Raw genomic sequence first — 15,226 nt, 5'->3', positions numbered from 1 at the left:
GCTGCCTCCTCAGGCGACCGCGGCGAAGTTGCCCGCGGGCGCGAGCATGAGATCGGTGAGGGCCCACACCATGGCGTCGAGCCGGTCGGGGCTGTCCTCGCCCGGTACCCACGTGCTGAGCTGGTTCTCCAGCTCGGGCAGGCTGACGACGATGTGCGCGGCGAGCTGCTCGAACACGGCGCTGACGGGCTCGGCGCGGGTCTGCTTGTTGACGCTGGCGTGCACCTCGCGGAAGGTCACGGTCGGGTCGACCTGGTGCATGGTCGTGCGGATCCACTTGCCGCCGTTGTTGACCTCGGCGACGACCGCGGATGCCTTCCATGCGTGGTACGCCTCGGCGGCCTTGCGCATGCACTCGGTGGGGGACATGCGGCCCGAGAGGTCGTCGAGGATGTAGCCGTGCCGGCGGGCGAACCCGTTCTTGTCGGGGATGTAGGCGCGGCTGATCCCGGCGACGATGATGCCCATCTCGTCGGAGTCCTCGCCGTCCGAGGCGGCCGGGTCGACGGCGATGACGATGCGGACCAGGGGCGGGGCGGCGCCGACGCGGGTGCGGTCGAGGAGCTTCGCGGACCACAGAGCGCCCTCGATCTCCTTGATCAGTTCGCCGTCGAGTTCCTGCTTCTCGGTGCGGGTGCCGAGGTGCCGCTGTAGCAGCTTGCGGCGCTGCTCCTCGGGCAGGTGGTGAGCGTCGCGGGTCCGGCCGTGCGTGACGACGACGTCGGACCGCTTCGTCAGCTCGATCAACTCCGTCCGCGGCTTCGGCGTGGTGCTGCCGATGTAGTGCGGCCTCGGGCCGATGCGGAGGCCCATCTCGGAATGGGTGATCGCGGCGCCGAGCCGGCGCATCGCGGCGACCTCTTCCATCCACACGAGGCACCGGTTACCGCCGGCTCGCAGGCGCTCAACGTCGTCCGGGGTGTGGGCTCCGAAGAGCTTGGCCTCGGCCCCGGTCGGCCACTTGGCGAACGTGCCGCCTGCGGTGGTGCGCAGCACGACGCGCGGGTCGTGGGCCTTGAGCCCGCTCGGTCCGTTGACGCACGCCTCGACGGCGTCGCCCTGCGTCGGAGCGATGATGGCCATGCGGTGCCCGCCGCGGAGTCTCGGGTCGCAGGGTGGGCCGTTGACGTGCGCGACCATGTACCGGGCGCAGCCGTCCGTCTTGCCCGTGCCTCGGCCGCCGAGCTGGAGCCACCATCCGAGGGTCTCGATGTCGTCGGGCGGGACCTGCCACGGGTACGGCTTCCACTTCCCCCACCGCTTCTCCCGGACCTTGGCCGCGAGCGCCTGCTCCAGCAGATCCAGTTCAGCGGGGGACAGCCCAGCGAGCCGCTCGTCGAGGTCGTCGAGGACGGTCATCAGTCGGCCAGCCCGGCGAGTTCCTCGGCGAGCGCCTTGACCCGCTCGGTCATCTCGTCCGTCACGGTGACGCTGGCCTTGACTGGGGCGTACAGCCCGAGGAGCTTCGCCTCGTGGTCCAGGGCCCGGCACATGCCCTCGACTGCGCGCACGTCGCCCTTGCGGACCTTCGGCATGAGGCCGGTGATGATCTCCTGAATGATGGCGAGCTGCTCCCCGACGTACGCCCCGTACTGCGCGGCTGCTGCTGCGGCTTGCTTGGCGCGACCGCGGACCCATGCCTCGTGCGCGTTCTTCACGTCGCAGCCGAGGCGCTCGGCGATCTCCCGGAACTGGAGGCGGTCGCGGGTACGCAGGATGAGGACTTCGTCCTCCCGCTGGAGCGCGATGTCCGCGTTCGTCTTCGTCGCCATAGCCCGTCTCCTCCCTGGTTCGGAGGGTACGGAGAACTGGCCAGGGGGGATCTTGGCTGCTGCAAGTCGCGAGCACGACGGAGCCCCTGCCGCTGGTCGCTCGGCAGGGGCCTCGGTCGGTGCGGTCGGTCAGTGGCCGAAGTGCTTGATCGGGTAGTACCCGCCGCAGCTCGCGCAGTAGTACGTCCGGAAGTCGGTGCCGCGCAGGACGCCGAGGGCGGTCACGAGGCGGCGCGTCATGCTCGTCTCCGGGCTTGCGGGGTGGGCTCGCGGAACAGGTCGAGGGCGTCGCTGATGGCGTCCTCGACGCCGGCGTCATCCGACCGGGCCGGTACCTGCGTGATGCACGTAACCCCTTCTGTGGGGTGGGACGCCTCGAAGGTAGTTCCGCTCTGACCTGCGGAACTACCGGGAGGGGAGGGGCTGGCGAGAGGGGCCGGGGAGGGGGCCACCCGCACGGCGGGCCACGCGGCGTTGAGGTCGTCGCGATGCACACCGACCGACGTCCGGCCACTCACCTTGATCGCGTCCGTCACCCGGATACCGAGCCGCTCGCACAGCTTGCGGACGTCGTTGACAGCCCACTCGCGGAGGTGCCCGGCGCGCTGGATCGTGACGAGCACGTCGGCGAGGAGCGTGCCGTTCGCGTCCCCGATGGCCTCATGGAGGAGCCGAACGAACGCGTCCTCGGCGGCGGCCCGGCGGTGCCCGGCTCGCTGCGTCAGCCACGCCCCGCCGCACCACAGGGCGAACGCCACGGCCGCGAGCGGGCGGGCGCTGAACAGCAGGGGCACGAAGAACGCGGTACCCAAGGCAGCAGCGCTGAGCCGCGCTGCTGCGCCCTTGAGCGTGCCGGGGAGCAGCCACGCGCCGAAGCGTCGGCACATGAGGGCCGAGCCGGTGCAGATGTCGGGGACGATCTGAGCGCCGTTCACATGAGCCTCGTGAGGCCGAGGCCGAGGGCGTTGACGCCGCTGGCGAGCGGGACGGCGGCTGCTCCTGCGACGGTGCCGGACAGGCCGAGGCAGATACCCGCGATGATGCCAGCGGCGATCTGCCCGTTGCGGATCTTGCCCGCCCACTTCCACAGGCCGAACAGGGCGAGCGAGACGAGGATGACGACCGCGTGCCCGCCGTCGGTCAGCGCCATCTGATGGGCTCGGGTGACGTCCGGTGTGCCGCCGCCCACGCCGTAGACGAGGGCCATGTTCCCGAGGCCGTTGCCGCTCCACAGGGTGTAGCCAGCGAGGGCGCCGAGCAGGCCCCCGGCGGACAGGATGAGCAGCATGCCGTATGCGGTGGACAGGACGAACGGGGCGAGGGCGGCCGGCTTGCGCTTGCCGCGGTGCCACCAGTGGAGGGCGACGAGTAGGACGATGCCGACGCCGACGGTCACGCCGCCGAGAGAGACGATGTTCATGGGGTTCCTCAGAGGATGAAGCGCAGGGCGACGAGGGCGCCCGCGGTGACGGCGAGGGCGGCGGTCGCGAGGACGGGCGGCAGGGCACGCCGGTCGACTCGGAGCAGCCACAGGACGGCGATGAGCATCGCGACGGGGAACAGCACTGAGAGCGCGGTCTCCATGGCCGGGGCCTATCCGGCGCGGTGGAGCGGCGTGGCCTCGGGCGGCAGGTCGCGGAGACGGGGCTCCTCGCGCTCGACCTCGGCGCGGATCGTGCCGCGGATCACGGAGTCGGACGGCTTCGGGAACCCGGCGGCGACGATGGCGTTCCGCATGGTGACCGTGCCGGGGCGGTACCCGGCGTCGTACAGCGGCCGTACAGCGTGAGACCGGGCGTCGGCGTAGAGCGGCTCGGGCTCGACCGGCTGCTCGACGACGGGCGTCGGCTGCTCCTCGACGGGCGGGGCCTGCTCGACGGCCGGCCGGACGGGCGGCGCGACGGGGACCGGCGGGGCGACGACGCGCTCGACGACGACCGTCGGCGCAGCCTCGACGCGGACGGCGAGGTACCGGTGTACCTGCTGCATGAGCGCACCGAACGCGAGCAGCGCGGCAACGGGCGGGACCGCGGCCACGACGTAGACCAGGACGGCTTGCCCGGGGCCGACGCCTGCGACGTTGAGGGCGATGCTGCCGCCGGCGCCGAGCGAGGCGAGGGCGATGGCCCACGGGTCGACGCTGCGCAGGTATGAGGCGCGGAGGATGAGCAGCTCGCCTGCGAGGTAGAACAGGTCGAGGACGGCGGGCCAGGCCCACGCGCGGGACGGGTCGATGCCGAGGCCGTACCGGGTGGCGACGTCGTGCAGGTGGTAGTACGAGAGCCAGAACGCGATGCCGGTGATGCCGGTGATGATGGCCGCTGCGCCGATGGCGAGCCAGAACGGCGGGGCGTGGGTAGGCTGCTGATCAGCCATGGAGGTCTCATCTCCTACGGTGAGGCCCCCGATCCGGTGTTAGCGCACCGACGGGGGCCGTTCAGTTGTGGGGCGTCGGGGCCGTCGTCGGCCCGTCGTGACGCTCTAGAGGGGTACCCCTCTCCTGAGCAGGGTACCCCTCTCGCGGGGTCATTTGCAGCCTTACTCTCCGGGCGGAGGTGCCGAGATGGCGGGAGAGGTAGAGGCGGTGCGCGCTGCGCTCCGCGCTCTGGAGGCAATGCCGGACGCTGCCGAGCGAGCCGCGGCTACGTCTGAGCTGCTGCGGGAGTGGCCGACGCTGCACCGCGAGGTGCGCGAGGTGAGGCAGCAAGCCGTGATCACGCTGCACGAGCAGGACATGACCTTCGACGAGATCGGCGCTCAGATCGGCACGACCGGGTACCGGGCCTCGCAGATCAGCCGAGGCAAGTAGACGCCCGTCGAGGTGCGTCGTCGGGGCGTCGGGCGCACGCTTGGATCATGGACGGACAGCGGCCGGTCATCATCCACGCGCCGAGCGGCGGCGCGCGCCGCGTGACGATACGCGGGCAGGACTTCGGCCTCGCGACGCACGCCGGGGACGTCATCGAGTTCCTACGCCGGGCCGGCCTTGAGGTCGAGGACGCTGACCTCGCGGACCCCGACGTGTTCGAGTGGCGGGGTGGTGGCCCGGACGACTGGCCGACGGCATGACGACGCCCCGTCACCGCGGGGGCGACGGGGCGTCAGCGCTGCCAAGCGGTGCTTAGTTGCTGGAGACGCGGGCAGGCCGCTCAAGCCAGGCGTACGCCTCGGCGAGGTCCCTGAGAGCGGCGGCAGCGCCAATGGACGCCGGTTCGTTCTGCCACTTCTCGCCATGCTCCTTGATCGTTGTGAGCAGGGCTTCCTTCACTTCGCGACCGAGATCCGAAGGCATCTTTCTCCTTGGCTTGACGGGGGGTTGCCCTTGTCGACGCGCGGGGCCCCCGAGTAGTTCCCGCCGTTCACCCGTTCGGGTAGTCAGAATCCGACGGGGTGCTTCTTGGTCTCGGCCTCGGCGTCGTCGAGCAGGGTGAGCGCGTGCTTGAGCAGGGCCCGGCAGATCGCCCGGTCGCGCGGGTTGCTGACGGCCTGGTGATCGACGGGCGTCGTCGTCCACGTGCCGGCGGACGCCGCCGAGGTGTACGTGAGCCCGGGGCCGGTGGTGCTGGTCTCGTCGGCCATGGTCAGCCCTTCCGGGTGGTCTTGGTCGAGGCCCAGAGGGCGAAGCAGAGCAGCACGGTCACGCACACGGCGATGACGGCGGCGAGGCTGTAGCCGTTCATGATCAGTCCTTCGGGTGGTCGGTGGCGCCGGGCTGCTCGCGGGTCTCGGTCCAGCGCTCGCGCTCGACGAGGCGGCCGACGTGGAACAGAGCGGCGAGGCAGGCGAGGTTGAACAGGTCCCGCGCGAGGTTGAGGGCGAGGTGCATGGTCAGCTCTCCTGCGGGTCGGGTCCGGTACAGCCGTAGCGCTGCCGGTCGGCGCCGGTGTGCTTCGTGCACGGCTTGGCGGGAGGGAGCCCGGCGGCCGGCGGGGTCAGCCCGTCGGTGCGGTGGTCCATCCAGTCGGCTCGGGCTTGCATGGCTCGGACGGCGTGGTCGATGCCGTTGTGCCAGTTGGCTCCTGCGCCCGGGTACGTCGCCGCGTCGGCGACGACGGCGTCGGCGATCGACCGCAGCTCGGCGGCGACGGCCACGTCGTCGGCCGTCGGCTGCTCGGTGGTGGCCGTCGTCGACCCGTCGTCGGGCGTCGGCCACCACGTTGTTCCGTCCGCAGCACGATGAACGGGCCCGGCGTGGTCATGGCGCAGGACGCACGGACCGATCGGCTTGCCGTTGACGCCGAGCATGGAGGCATCACAGCCTGCGACGAGGAGGGGCAACGATCCGTTGTCGGCCGTGATCCATTGGCCAGCGCGCAGGCTGTCGAGGACGGGCGTCGGCGGCAGCCCGCCGCGGTCACCGCGGGCAAGGCGCTCGGGCTGCGTGCACCGGTCCCAGTCGCACGGGGTGTCGGGCTCGGTGTGGTCGCAGCGCGGGCCGACCGGCTCGTCGGCGCCCGTCGTCGGAGCGTCGTCGCCCGTCAGTGGGCCGACTGCGGCGGCGGCGAAGTCAGCGACGACGCGCGTCAACTGCTCGACGGCCGTGCGTGTGATGGCGTCGAGCGCCTCGGCCAGCTCGCGGGAGACGCGGGAGAGGTCGGCGGGTGTCATGGGTCTTGGTCCTTCCGGTGTGACGGTGGCGGTCGTACGGGGTGACGAGGGTCGAGGTCGCGGCGCCGATGACGGCGACGAGCGCGAGGAGTTGGAGCAGCCCGAGCAGGGTCACGGGCGGTGCCAGCCGCGGAGCCAGCACGCGACGAGCAGCGCGGCGGCGAGCAGTGGGCCGCTCACGGTCCAGCCGACGATGATCCATACGGCGGTCATGCGGCGGCCTGCGCGGGCGCGTGAGCGTCGATCGGCTCCTCGGCGGGCTCCGGGGTGTCCGGCACGGCTGCGAGGCGCTGAGAGCGGCGCTTCGTCTTGTGCTGCGCCGACGCATCCTTGATGGCGGTACGGCAGTTCGGGCAGTACGGCAGGCCGAGGACGCGCTCCAGGTAGTACCCGGACCTCGATCCGCCGCCGGGGCCGGCGTGCTCCAGGGCCAACCGGCGCTCGCGGTCCTCCCGGATGCGGACGGCCTGCGCGCTCCAGCAGGGTTCGCACTCCTCGCCGAGCGCGCAGTGCCGCCGGTACGCCGTCTCAGACCCGCAGTCCTCGGCGGCGGCCGGCGTACGCGTGCTGTCGCGGCGCTCCTTCGGCGTCATCCCGCCCCAGATTCCGCCGCGCTCGTTGTGCTCGATGGCCCACTGACCGCACGCCTCCATCACGGGGCAGCGAGCGCATAGCGGCTTGGCCAGCCGGGCTTGGGCCTCGTCGCCGACAAAGATCTCGTCGAGCCCGGCGCACGGGGTGGGCCCGGCCAGGCCGAGGAGATACGGGGGGATGAGGACGTTGAGGTCGAGCATGGTCGGCGCTCCTCCGCTGCGGTTGGCGGTGTGGTCGTTGGTCTCGGCGGGGTCTACTCGGCGGCCGTGGTGGTGGTGCGGTCCTGTGCGCGCCAGCGGTGGATGGTGCGGGGCGAGACGCTGAGGATCCGGGCGATCTCGTCGGCGCTGAGCTGGAGGGCGGTGAGGCGGCGGGCGACTTCGTGGCGGCTAGCGGCGCCGAGCCCGTCTGGCTTCGCTTGGCGGGCGACGACGGCCTCGACGTCGAGGGGCTCGACGGTGGCCCAGGGCGTGGCGTGGGGGTCGCCGTAGAGGCGGGCGCGGACGCGGTGCTTCTGGCAGATGCGGCGGTTGATGGCGGTGCCGTGGCATCCGGTGATGCGGCACGGGTTGCGGGTCATGCGGCGCTTCCCTTCGGCTCGGGCGTGGCGGTGCTGGCAGTGCTGGCGGCGCAGTGCGCATGGGTGGTCTCGCGGCCGGGGCGGGGGAGCATCGGCGAGCGGCATCGGGTGCAGCGGACGAACTCGGCGGCGGTGCCGACGGGGCTGGCGGTGGGGTGGTCTTGGTCTGGCGAGGTGATCGGTTCGCCAACCGGACCGCCCTCTACCTGTGGTTGAAGATCAACCGCAGCCATCTCGTGGGGTACTTCCTTGGGACTACCTGGGATGTACGGGGGGCGGTCCCCCGAACCGAACGGGGGGCGGTCCCCCGAACCCGTACCGGGGGCGGTCCCCCGTTCTCCCTCTTCGTCGAGGCCGTCCAGATCGGGGGGCGGTCCCCCGTTCTCGCCCTCCCACAGATCGGGGGGCGGTCCCCCGTTCTCCGGGTCGGGCTGCCACGGCGGAGGAGTCCGTTCCGGGCGCTTGCGCTTCGTCGCCTCGATGTGCGCGGCGGCCGCCGTCCAGTTCGGCAACGGGTGCAGCACGAGGGAGTAGAGCGCCTCCTTGCCGCGCTTGCGCTCGCCCTCCATGTGGACGACGCCGGCGCGAATCGCGGCGTCCACGTACCGCCGGGCGTCCTTCTCATCCGTCTTGCAGCCGGCGGCGATGGCCTTGATGGTGATCGGCTTCCCGTCGCGGAACCGCAACTTCCCGTCCGTGTTGGCGGCGGCACCGAGGGCGTAGAGCGTGGTGACGAATGCAGCGGGCAGGCCGCGGGGCATGTCGGGCGCCCACCGCCAGAAGATCGCGTTACGGAAGGCGTGCGGGACGCCCCCGCTGGCGCGGCCCGCCTGATCGTCAGTGCTCACGTGTGCTCATCTCGTACGGTGCGGAGGGGTGGAGCTGCGGGCCGGGGCGTGCGGACGCCCCGGCCCGGTCGGTCAGTTGGCGTGCTGGACGCGGCGGCGCTCGGCCGCCCGGTCCTCCTTGGCCTGCTCCTGCTGCTGGTACTCGGCCTCGGTGGGGTAGGTGGCGAACCGCTCTTCGAGGACGTGCTCCGCATGCCGCGGGCCGTTGCCGATCTCGTCGAGGGTTCCCTCGATGCGGCGGCCCCTCCACATGGCGCGCTTGGCTTCGAGGAGCGCGGCGGCTTCCTCGTCGGTGCGGGCGACCTCGCAGCCGGTGACGCGCAGCTTCACGCTCGGCTTCTTCTCCTCGCCCTCGGCGTGGCCCGTGTACGAGGTCGACGACAGTTCGACGATGGCGACGACGACCATGCCGGGGGCCTCGAACAGGCCGCGGCGCTGCTCGCGGGTGAGGGCGGTCTCGACGAAGGCGGCGCCAGCGTCGAGCTTGACCTCCGGGCTGCTGTGCTCGGGCAGCTTGGGCATCAGAGGGTGTCCTTTCCATAGGCGGCGGCCGCTTCTGCGGCCTGTTGATCGAGGGCTCTCTCCGCGCAGACCTTGTGAGCCGGTGAGCGCTTCGAGTCGCGGAGGGGTGTGTCGAGGCCGCAGTACCGGCACGGCAGGTCGGTCCAGGACCAGTGCGCGGGCGACCGCCAGTCGAGGAGCCGGGGCGGCCGGCGGGGCTGCTGCCGGGCGGTCATGCGAGCGCTCGCACCACGTGCTCGCCGAGCCACTGCGCGACGTTCGAGGAGACGGCGTTGCCCGCCTGCATGGTCTGCTCGCCGCGGTTGCCATGGACGATGTAGCCCTTGGGGAAGCGCTGCGCGAGGAGCTGCTCGCGAGGCTGCAACATCCGGTACTGGCAGTCCTCGACCGTCGGTGCAGGGCGGGCCAGCCCGGCGGAGTCCCGCGTCGCGAGGGTGTGAAGCGGGTCGTCGGTCGTCTTCGTGGCGGCGTTGCGGTACGGGATCACCAGGGCGTGATGGTTGCCCTGCGCGGTGACGGTGGCGACCGGGTCCGTGACCGGTGAGGCGGTCGAGTGGTTGCGGTACTCGACGACGAACGCGTCCTCGGCGGGCGGGAAGCACACGGCTTCGCTCTCCGTCGTGGTCCGGGTCCGGAACGGCTGCGCGGCCGCGAGGTAGGGGACGGTGTTCCATGTGCCGCCGCACGGCGTGACGATGGCCTCGCCGATCTTCACCGTGCGGGACGGGAGCGGCCCCTCGTCGGCGGGGAAGGCTCGGCCGTCGTGCCCGCCGTGGTTGACGGTCACGACCATGCGCTGTTCGCCGAGCTGGTCGAGGCCGGCGCGGATGCGCTTGACGGTGCTGGCCGCGAGCGGGCGGAGGCCGTGCTCTGCACGGTCCGCGATGCGTACGCCCCGGTTGGACCAGTCGATGATGTCGGCGGCGGGCCGCACGTACGGTTCGACGATGGCGTTACGGCACCGACTGTTCGGGCACCGGTAGTCGTACTGCTGCCGGTACTTGCCGAGCTTCGGGCCGCGCGGGTTGCGCCACGACTGCACGGCGGCCACGGTCTCCCCGCACTCGGTGCACATCGCCCGTGGCCGGGGCCGCAGGTCGGGCATCGGGATGCCCTCGCGGCTGAACCACCCGTAGATGCGGTCACGCCACTGCGGGGCGGGCGCGTTGCCCGCGTCGCCGATGTGCGCGGAGGACACGGACACGAACTGGCTGCGGTAGCCGAGCAGCTCCATGCCCTTGCGCCACCAGTCGAACAGCTCCCAGTCGACGGCGAACTCGATGACGTTCTCGATGAGCACGATGTCGTAGCGGTGGACTTCGGTCGCCCGGATGACGTCGTACGCGGTCGCGCGGGTGCGGTCGAAGGCGGCCTTCGGGACGTGGCCGAACTCTTCGAGGGCGATCTGTCCCTTGCTCGTCGTCTTGCTGGTCCGCTTGCGTCCGCCTGCCGGGCTCAGCTCGGTGCAGATGGGCGACGCCCACAGCACCCGCGTCTTGGGCAGGCGCCGCATGTCGTAGTTGTTGACGTCCGCGCACAGGTGGTCGGCGTTGACGTGGTTCGCGGCGTGGGTCTCGATGGCGCGTTGCCAGTGGTTCGCGGCGAGTGTCAGCTCCATGCCAGCGGCGACGAGGCCGTTGGACGAGCCGCCTGCCCCACAGAAGATGTCGGTGAAGGTGATGGTCACAGCGCTACCGCCTTGCGGTCGGGCCACTGGCTACCGGTGAGGGCCGTGGCGTTCTTCTCCGGGACGGGGGCGAGGGGGTAGCCGAGCCAGTCCAGGCCGGCGGCGCACAGGGCGTAGGCGTCGGCCTCGTCGTAGCGGGCGCGGCCTTCGAGCTGCATGCCGTATCGCTCGGTGATGGCCGTACGGACCTCGCCTTTGCTGGCGTTGCCCTTGCCAGCGGCGTACAGGGCCCGGCACGACGGGGGCATCACGGCGTAGTCGATGCCCTTGGTCCAGCACAGGTGCCGGGTCATGACGCGCAGCCCGGCGAGGTCTTCGTGCCGGTGCTTCACGCCGCCGCCGAACGACGGGCCCTCGATGACGACGAGGTCGGCGGCGCGGATGTACGTGGCGATCTGTTCGAGGATGTAGGCGAGGCGGAGGTGACCCTTCGCCGTGGTCTTGATGTGCTCGGTCCACTCGGCTCCAGCGACACCCGTGCAGGTGAGCGAGAGGTCGAGCCCGATGACCAGGGGCCGGGGGCCCGCCCCGGCCGGAGCCGGGGCGGGGATGGCGGGTGCTGTGTCGAACAGCGTCTCGGCGGTCACAGCGCAGGCGCCGGGATCTCGGTCTTGCACGTCCAGCAGTGCGCGGACCCGTCGGCGTGCACGGCGCTGTACCGGTCCCGATCGCAGGCGGGGCAGTGCCGGTACTCGCCGGCCTCGGCCTCGGGCGGGAGGGTCTCGGTGAAGGTGGCGAAGGCGGGAGTGCTGGCCGGAGCCGGCCGACGGTGCGGCAGGTAGCGGGAGACGATCGCGACCACGCCGCCGCCGAACCCGAGCACGGCGGCGCTGACGCCGAGGGCGGTGCCGCTCATGACGCACCGCCCTCGACCGCGAGGGGGACGGCCACGCCCGGCAGCTCCAACGCACCGGAGTGCCAGGCCGCGGCGATGGCGTCGCGGCCGGGGCCCGCTTTCCCTCCGGTGAACCGCACCTCGTGCGTCCGCCCACGGTTCGCGACGATGGCCACGCCCGGCACGTCATGGATGACGCCCGTCGAGGGGTCCGCCCACTCCGTGCCGTTCGCTGCGGTCAGCTCGGCGAGGAGCTTCTTGAGGAACGCCGGCCGCACGGTGGTCACGAACTGCCGCTCGATCTCGCCGGGCGCCTCGGCCATCACCCATGCGAGGAGCGCCGCCGAATCGGTGACGGCGGCCTCGGCGCTGCCCGACTTGAGGTTGACGGTCGCGACCTGCGCGCCTGCTACCTCGATCGTCACGTTGCGCTGCCCGTGGTCCTTCGCTGCCTCGTCGAGCAGCTTCTGTACCTCGATGCGCTTCGCCTTGTATGCCACGTCGACTTGGTCGAGGAGCGCCTTGAGGACGGCCTCCTCGGTCGCTGCTTCCTTGAGGCTCATGCGGCCACCGAGTTTCCGAGCATGAGGTCACGGGCCTGCCGGTACTCGGCGGCCGTGCCCTGCCCGATCGGGTGCCCGAACGTCTTCTTGAACTCGCTGGTCACGCCTTCGGAGAACCCGATCTCGCGGGCGGCGTCGAGCATCTCGGAGAGCGCGGCCTCGCGGTCGGCGGGGTCCTCGCCGGTTGCGGCGGGTGCCGCCTGCCGGGCGGCCGGGGCCGACGTGGACGCCCGCCGAACCGACGGTGCCGGGGCCAGCGGGTCGGCGGGGCCTTGCGGCTCGTCCGCCGGAGCCTCGTCGCGGGTGGCCTCCTCCGGGTCGGGCAGAACGGGCGGGTCCTCCGGTGCGGTCGGAACCGCAGCCGGTCCGCTCTCGCTCGTGGCCTTCGGCGGATGAGCTGCCGACCAGATGACGACCGGGGTGGTAGCGCCGCCGTTGTAGAGGGACAGGCCGAACGAGTCGCCGAGGTTCACCGCGGCCCGCTTGAGCGACTGGCTGTCTGCTTCCTTCACCGCGCCGTCGTGGGCGTCGCCGAGGCTCGGTTGGTTCTGCGCGTCGCCTGTGGCCACGCCCTCGTAGCGGCCGATGACATCGCCGTTCACGGCCTTGATCGTGAGGCGCTGGTGCACGAGGTAGACGACAGTCCAACGGCTCTTGCCGTCGGGGTTGTTCGGCTTGTGCTCGATTTCGCGGACGCACCGGACGTCGAGGAGTTCGGTGTCGTAGCCGCCGAACCCGAATACGCGGATCAGGAAGCGGCGGACGTCCCACTGCTGGACGTGAGCGAAGCCCTTTTGGTTGAAGCCGACACGCCCTTGGTTCAGCTCTCCGAAGAGGACGCGGATTTGGGTGTCGGTCAGTTTGCTGACGAGGTCATTCATGGTCGTCACCTGCCGGTTCGGGGAGGGTGGTGCCCTCGTCGGAGTGCTGGCGGTACTCGTCGATGGCGGCGTCGAGCGCGTCATACGCGGACACCTCGCCGCCGTACGCGGCGCTGAGGTAGGTGTCGCGGTGGCCCATGAGCCACTGCTCGACGGCGTCGCGGTGCTGCGGCTGGTGCGGGGCCGGGGCGGTGACCGCCCCGGTCGTGGTCGTGTCGGCCATCAGGCGTCGCCTCGTTCGGCGGCGATCGTCGGCCGTGCTCCGCCGTGCATGCGCCCGGTGTCGTAGCCGGACTTGTAGACCGGGTCGAGTTCGGTGTCCGCGTGGTTGATCGCGGCGATGGCGAACCGTTCGCGGTCCCTCGGGTCGTCGAGCTGCGCATAGGTGTCGACCGCGCGGAGGGCCGCGGCGTACCCGGCGAGCCGCGCCGGCGCGGGGGGCAGGGTGACCTTCGCCCCAGGCGTGCGGGTGGCCTTCCCTGCGTCGGCGTTGAGGAGCGCGACGAGGTACTCGGCCAACGGCGCGGACTCCGTCTCGATCAACGGTTCCGGGCAGCACTCGTACGGGCTGCTGTCGGTCGCCTCGTGGTCCTCGTCGAGGCACGCCGGACCGATGCCCGTCGCCGGGTCCGCGCCGTCGATGGACACGACACGCCAGGCGGGGCGGGCGTCGCCCGTCATGCCCCGCAGCCACTCACCCGCGGCGGCTCGCACGGTGGCGAGGTCGGGGGCGTTCATGACGTCCCCCGGTCCTGCTGCGTCGGCAGCCCGGTGGGCGGGGTGGGCTCGCGGTCGAGGGGTGCGGCGCCGGTCAGCTCCCGCAGCCCGGGAACGTGCGCCGCGCAGATCGCAAGGGCGAACGCCACGACGACGAGGCCGAGGATGATCCAGCCGATCACGCCACACCTCGCTGACCGGGCAGACCCTTGGGCCGGGCGATGGTGTGCAGCGAGTCCGCGAGCCGGGCGACCTGCCGCCCGTACACGAACACGCGAGGGTCGAGCCGCTCGGTCAGCTCCTCCAGCCGCAGCGACTCGGGGGCGTGCGGGTCGTGCACGTCGTCCGGGTCATTGAGGGAGTCGATGACGTCCGTGAACAGGTCGAGCAACTCCGGGTCCGTCGCCACGCTGACGAGCAGCGAGTGAACGAACGAGGAGAGGTCGAGCGTCGCCCCGGCCGGGATGGCCTTGACGTACACCCGGTTCGGCCCGGTGATCTCGGCGGCCCCGGTCTCACGCTGCTCGCGCAGGGCGAGGAGCGCGTGCACACGTGCCCGCTGGATCATGAGCTGTTGCGCAGCGTGCCCGGGGCGGGTCTCCGCGACGGCGGACATGAGGCGTTCAGCCTCGGCGGCGTGGTCGGTCATCGGTGGCCTCCGGTCTCGCGCGGGCGGACGACCGTCGCGCGGTCGATCAGGACGTTGACGAGGGCGAAGAGGCCCCAGATGGAGGGGCAGGCGAGGAGCAGCCACAGGAGCCAGGTGTCGTCTTTCAGCACGACGCACCACCCGCAGCACGGGCGTACTGGCGGCGCGCGGAACGGCGGGCCAGCATGCGGGCCTTGACCTGCTCGTCGGTGGGCGGCGTCCACTGGTGCCACCCGCCGGCCGGGGTCCACTGCTGCGCGTGCTCGCGGTGGCCGATCCCGCAGTGGAAGCAGCCCGACGGCGTGGAGTAGTAGCGCTCCGAGTCGACACGGCGGGGAAGGGCGGGCCGCCCGGCCGTCAGCTTCGGGAACTGGCGCCGGTACTCGTCCAGCTCGGCGGAGGTGTCCGGCGACATCAGCAGGCCAGCGGCGTCGATCGCGAAGGCGATACCCATCGGCGTGACACGGCCCTGCTCCTGCGCCCGGCAGATGACATCGGCGAGGGCGCTCAACGCCCGCACGTCGGTCATGCGGCCACGCCCGATGCGGGGGCGGTGTCCAGGGCGGGGACCTCAGCAGCCTTGTATGCGCGGGTCCAGGCCAGGTACGGGACGCCGTCCAGGTCACCACTCGCGACCGTGTCGACGAGCGGGCGACCGCCGAACTCGGACGCCATCTCGACCGGCTCGACGCCCATCACGGCGGCGAACTCGCGCACACCGCCCGGGTCCTGCCGGAAGAAGATCTGTACGCCGACGGCGTCAGCGGGAAACGCGGAGTGGTGGGTGATGTCGACCGTGTACGGCTCAGCGGGCGACTGTGCGACGAGGTTCTCGGCAGCGGACAGAGCGGCCATCAGGCGCTCGCGCTGGCTAGGATGACTGTTCACGGTTGGTGCCTCACTTCGTGGAGTGGTGGTGCTGCTGTGCCGAGGGGCTGCTGTCGGACCAGGCCCGGTCCGGGCGGCCCCG

General features: G+C 71.7%; 29 protein-coding genes. 2 read left to right on the top strand and 27 right to left on the bottom strand.

The annotated features are described in order from the left end of the window. Positions 1 to 9: 9 nt before the first annotated feature. The 6 genes from LNW73_RS16185 to LNW73_RS16160 all read right to left on the bottom strand — a co-directional run bounded on the left by LNW73_RS16185 (position 10) and on the right by LNW73_RS16160 (position 4,148). A complete protein-coding gene (locus LNW73_RS16185) occupies positions 10 to 1,359 on the bottom strand; it encodes a phage terminase large subunit family protein (protein WP_250990390.1) in 1,350 nt (449 codons plus the stop codon). Then, the gene (locus LNW73_RS16180; protein ID WP_250990389.1) at positions 1,359 to 1,772 is read right to left on the bottom strand and encodes a hypothetical protein; all 414 of its coding nucleotides are present in this window, start codon (positions 1,770 to 1,772) and stop codon (positions 1,359 to 1,361) included. Before LNW73_RS16180 ends, LNW73_RS16185 begins: the two co-directional genes overlap by 1 nt. A 236-nt stretch (positions 1,773 to 2,008) precedes the next feature. Continuing rightward, positions 2,009 to 2,707: a hypothetical protein gene (locus LNW73_RS16175; protein ID WP_250990388.1), complete on the bottom strand. Its 699-nt coding sequence runs from the start codon at positions 2,705 to 2,707 to the stop codon at positions 2,009 to 2,011. Beyond that, on the bottom strand, positions 2,704 to 3,192 hold the full coding sequence (locus LNW73_RS16170) for a hypothetical protein (protein ID WP_250990387.1): 489 nt from the start codon (positions 3,190 to 3,192) through the stop codon (positions 2,704 to 2,706). Before LNW73_RS16170 ends, LNW73_RS16175 begins: the two co-directional genes overlap by 4 nt. Positions 3,193 to 3,200: 8 nt before the next feature. Further along, complete coding sequence (locus LNW73_RS16165; protein WP_250990386.1) at positions 3,201 to 3,356, bottom strand: hypothetical protein; 156 nt, start codon at positions 3,354 to 3,356, stop codon at positions 3,201 to 3,203. A 9-nt stretch (positions 3,357 to 3,365) separates the two neighbouring features. Further along, positions 3,366 to 4,148 (bottom strand): DUF2637 domain-containing protein, encoded by a 783-nt coding sequence (locus LNW73_RS16160; protein ID WP_250990385.1) that lies wholly within the window; start codon positions 4,146 to 4,148, stop codon positions 3,366 to 3,368. Between the two features lie 187 nt (positions 4,149 to 4,335). Between LNW73_RS16160 and LNW73_RS16155 the strand changes: the two genes are divergently transcribed. Both LNW73_RS16155 and LNW73_RS16150 read left to right on the top strand, forming a co-directional pair. Continuing rightward, on the top strand, positions 4,336 to 4,581 hold the full coding sequence (locus tag LNW73_RS16155) for a hypothetical protein (RefSeq protein ID WP_250990384.1): 246 nt from the start codon (positions 4,336 to 4,338) through the stop codon (positions 4,579 to 4,581). A 47-nt stretch (positions 4,582 to 4,628) separates the two neighbouring features. Beyond that, on the top strand, positions 4,629 to 4,841 hold the full coding sequence (locus tag LNW73_RS16150) for a hypothetical protein (protein ID WP_250990383.1): 213 nt from the start codon (positions 4,629 to 4,631) through the stop codon (positions 4,839 to 4,841). Between the two features lie 52 nt (positions 4,842 to 4,893). Here the strand turns inward: LNW73_RS16150 and LNW73_RS16145 are convergent, their stop codons facing one another. The 21 genes from LNW73_RS16145 to LNW73_RS16050 form a co-directional block, all read right to left on the bottom strand. Next, a complete protein-coding gene (locus tag LNW73_RS16145) occupies positions 4,894 to 5,064 on the bottom strand; it encodes a hypothetical protein (RefSeq protein WP_250990382.1) in 171 nt (56 codons plus the stop codon). An 83-nt stretch (positions 5,065 to 5,147) separates the two neighbouring features. Continuing rightward, positions 5,148 to 5,351, bottom strand: coding sequence for a hypothetical protein (locus tag LNW73_RS16140; protein ID WP_250990381.1), 204 nt, complete (start codon positions 5,349 to 5,351; stop codon positions 5,148 to 5,150). A gap of 103 nt (positions 5,352 to 5,454) precedes the next feature. Continuing rightward, a complete protein-coding gene (locus LNW73_RS16135; protein ID WP_250990380.1) occupies positions 5,455 to 5,598 on the bottom strand; it encodes a hypothetical protein in 144 nt (47 codons plus the stop codon). 2 nt (positions 5,599 to 5,600) lie between these two features. Further along, on the bottom strand, positions 5,601 to 6,380 hold the full coding sequence (locus LNW73_RS16130) for a hypothetical protein (protein WP_250990379.1): 780 nt from the start codon (positions 6,378 to 6,380) through the stop codon (positions 5,601 to 5,603). A 209-nt stretch (positions 6,381 to 6,589) separates the two neighbouring features. Beyond that, positions 6,590 to 7,174: a WhiB family transcriptional regulator gene (locus tag LNW73_RS16125; RefSeq protein WP_250990378.1), complete on the bottom strand. Its 585-nt coding sequence runs from the start codon at positions 7,172 to 7,174 to the stop codon at positions 6,590 to 6,592. A gap of 53 nt (positions 7,175 to 7,227) precedes the next feature. Further along, positions 7,228 to 7,554, bottom strand: coding sequence for a hypothetical protein (locus LNW73_RS16120; RefSeq protein WP_250990377.1), 327 nt, complete (start codon positions 7,552 to 7,554; stop codon positions 7,228 to 7,230). Further along, positions 7,551 to 8,402 (bottom strand): hypothetical protein, encoded by an 852-nt coding sequence (locus LNW73_RS16115; protein ID WP_250990376.1) that lies wholly within the window; start codon positions 8,400 to 8,402, stop codon positions 7,551 to 7,553. Before LNW73_RS16115 ends, LNW73_RS16120 begins: the two co-directional genes overlap by 4 nt. Before the next feature lie 72 nt (positions 8,403 to 8,474). Next, positions 8,475 to 8,924 carry a hypothetical protein gene (locus LNW73_RS16110; protein ID WP_250990375.1) on the bottom strand — a complete coding sequence of 150 codons (450 nt, stop codon included), beginning with the start codon at positions 8,922 to 8,924 and terminating at the stop codon, positions 8,475 to 8,477. Beyond that, a complete protein-coding gene (locus LNW73_RS16105; RefSeq protein WP_250990374.1) occupies positions 8,924 to 9,139 on the bottom strand; it encodes a hypothetical protein in 216 nt (71 codons plus the stop codon). Before LNW73_RS16105 ends, LNW73_RS16110 begins: the two co-directional genes overlap by 1 nt. Then, on the bottom strand, positions 9,136 to 10,611 hold the full coding sequence (locus tag LNW73_RS36375; RefSeq protein ID WP_250990373.1) for a DNA cytosine methyltransferase: 1,476 nt from the start codon (positions 10,609 to 10,611) through the stop codon (positions 9,136 to 9,138). Before LNW73_RS36375 ends, LNW73_RS16105 begins: the two co-directional genes overlap by 4 nt. After that, the gene (locus LNW73_RS16095; protein ID WP_250990372.1) at positions 10,608 to 11,198 is read right to left on the bottom strand and encodes a hypothetical protein; all 591 of its coding nucleotides are present in this window, start codon (positions 11,196 to 11,198) and stop codon (positions 10,608 to 10,610) included. The genes LNW73_RS36375 and LNW73_RS16095 overlap by 4 nt, the downstream gene beginning before the upstream one ends. Further along, on the bottom strand, positions 11,195 to 11,467 hold the full coding sequence (locus tag LNW73_RS16090; RefSeq protein WP_250990371.1) for a hypothetical protein: 273 nt from the start codon (positions 11,465 to 11,467) through the stop codon (positions 11,195 to 11,197). The genes LNW73_RS16095 and LNW73_RS16090 overlap by 4 nt, the downstream gene beginning before the upstream one ends. Next, on the bottom strand, positions 11,464 to 12,009 hold the full coding sequence (locus LNW73_RS16085) for a hypothetical protein (protein ID WP_250990370.1): 546 nt from the start codon (positions 12,007 to 12,009) through the stop codon (positions 11,464 to 11,466). The genes LNW73_RS16090 and LNW73_RS16085 overlap by 4 nt, the downstream gene beginning before the upstream one ends. Further along, a complete protein-coding gene (locus LNW73_RS16080) occupies positions 12,006 to 12,890 on the bottom strand; it encodes a Rad52/Rad22 family DNA repair protein (RefSeq protein WP_250990369.1) in 885 nt (294 codons plus the stop codon). Before LNW73_RS16080 ends, LNW73_RS16085 begins: the two co-directional genes overlap by 4 nt. Further along, positions 12,883 to 13,113 (bottom strand): hypothetical protein, encoded by a 231-nt coding sequence (locus LNW73_RS16075; protein WP_250990368.1) that lies wholly within the window; start codon positions 13,111 to 13,113, stop codon positions 12,883 to 12,885. Before LNW73_RS16075 ends, LNW73_RS16080 begins: the two co-directional genes overlap by 8 nt. After that, complete coding sequence (locus tag LNW73_RS16070; RefSeq protein ID WP_250990367.1) at positions 13,113 to 13,628, bottom strand: hypothetical protein; 516 nt, start codon at positions 13,626 to 13,628, stop codon at positions 13,113 to 13,115. Before LNW73_RS16070 ends, LNW73_RS16075 begins: the two co-directional genes overlap by 1 nt. Next, a complete protein-coding gene (locus tag LNW73_RS16065; RefSeq protein ID WP_250990366.1) occupies positions 13,625 to 13,789 on the bottom strand; it encodes a hypothetical protein in 165 nt (54 codons plus the stop codon). The genes LNW73_RS16070 and LNW73_RS16065 overlap by 4 nt, the downstream gene beginning before the upstream one ends. Next, positions 13,786 to 14,256, bottom strand: a complete 471-nt coding sequence (locus tag LNW73_RS16060; RefSeq protein WP_250990365.1) for a hypothetical protein — start codon at positions 14,254 to 14,256, stop codon at positions 13,786 to 13,788. Before LNW73_RS16060 ends, LNW73_RS16065 begins: the two co-directional genes overlap by 4 nt. Beyond that, entirely contained in the window at positions 14,253 to 14,387 is a 135-nt protein-coding gene (locus LNW73_RS35990; RefSeq protein ID WP_285391147.1) for a hypothetical protein, read from the bottom strand. Before LNW73_RS35990 ends, LNW73_RS16060 begins: the two co-directional genes overlap by 4 nt. Next, a complete protein-coding gene (locus LNW73_RS16055) occupies positions 14,381 to 14,785 on the bottom strand; it encodes a hypothetical protein (protein WP_250990364.1) in 405 nt (134 codons plus the stop codon). The genes LNW73_RS35990 and LNW73_RS16055 overlap by 7 nt, the downstream gene beginning before the upstream one ends. After that, on the bottom strand, positions 14,782 to 15,144 hold the full coding sequence (locus LNW73_RS16050) for a hypothetical protein (RefSeq protein WP_250990363.1): 363 nt from the start codon (positions 15,142 to 15,144) through the stop codon (positions 14,782 to 14,784). The genes LNW73_RS16055 and LNW73_RS16050 overlap by 4 nt, the downstream gene beginning before the upstream one ends. Positions 15,145 to 15,226 lie beyond the last annotated feature (82 nt).

Source organism: Streptomyces sp. RKAG337 (genome assembly GCF_023701715.1).
Classification (GTDB): Bacteria; Actinomycetota; Actinomycetes; order Streptomycetales; family Streptomycetaceae; genus Actinacidiphila.
The sequence above is the reverse complement of the archived record's forward strand: the minus strand, read 5'-3'. Positions and strand labels throughout refer to the sequence as shown.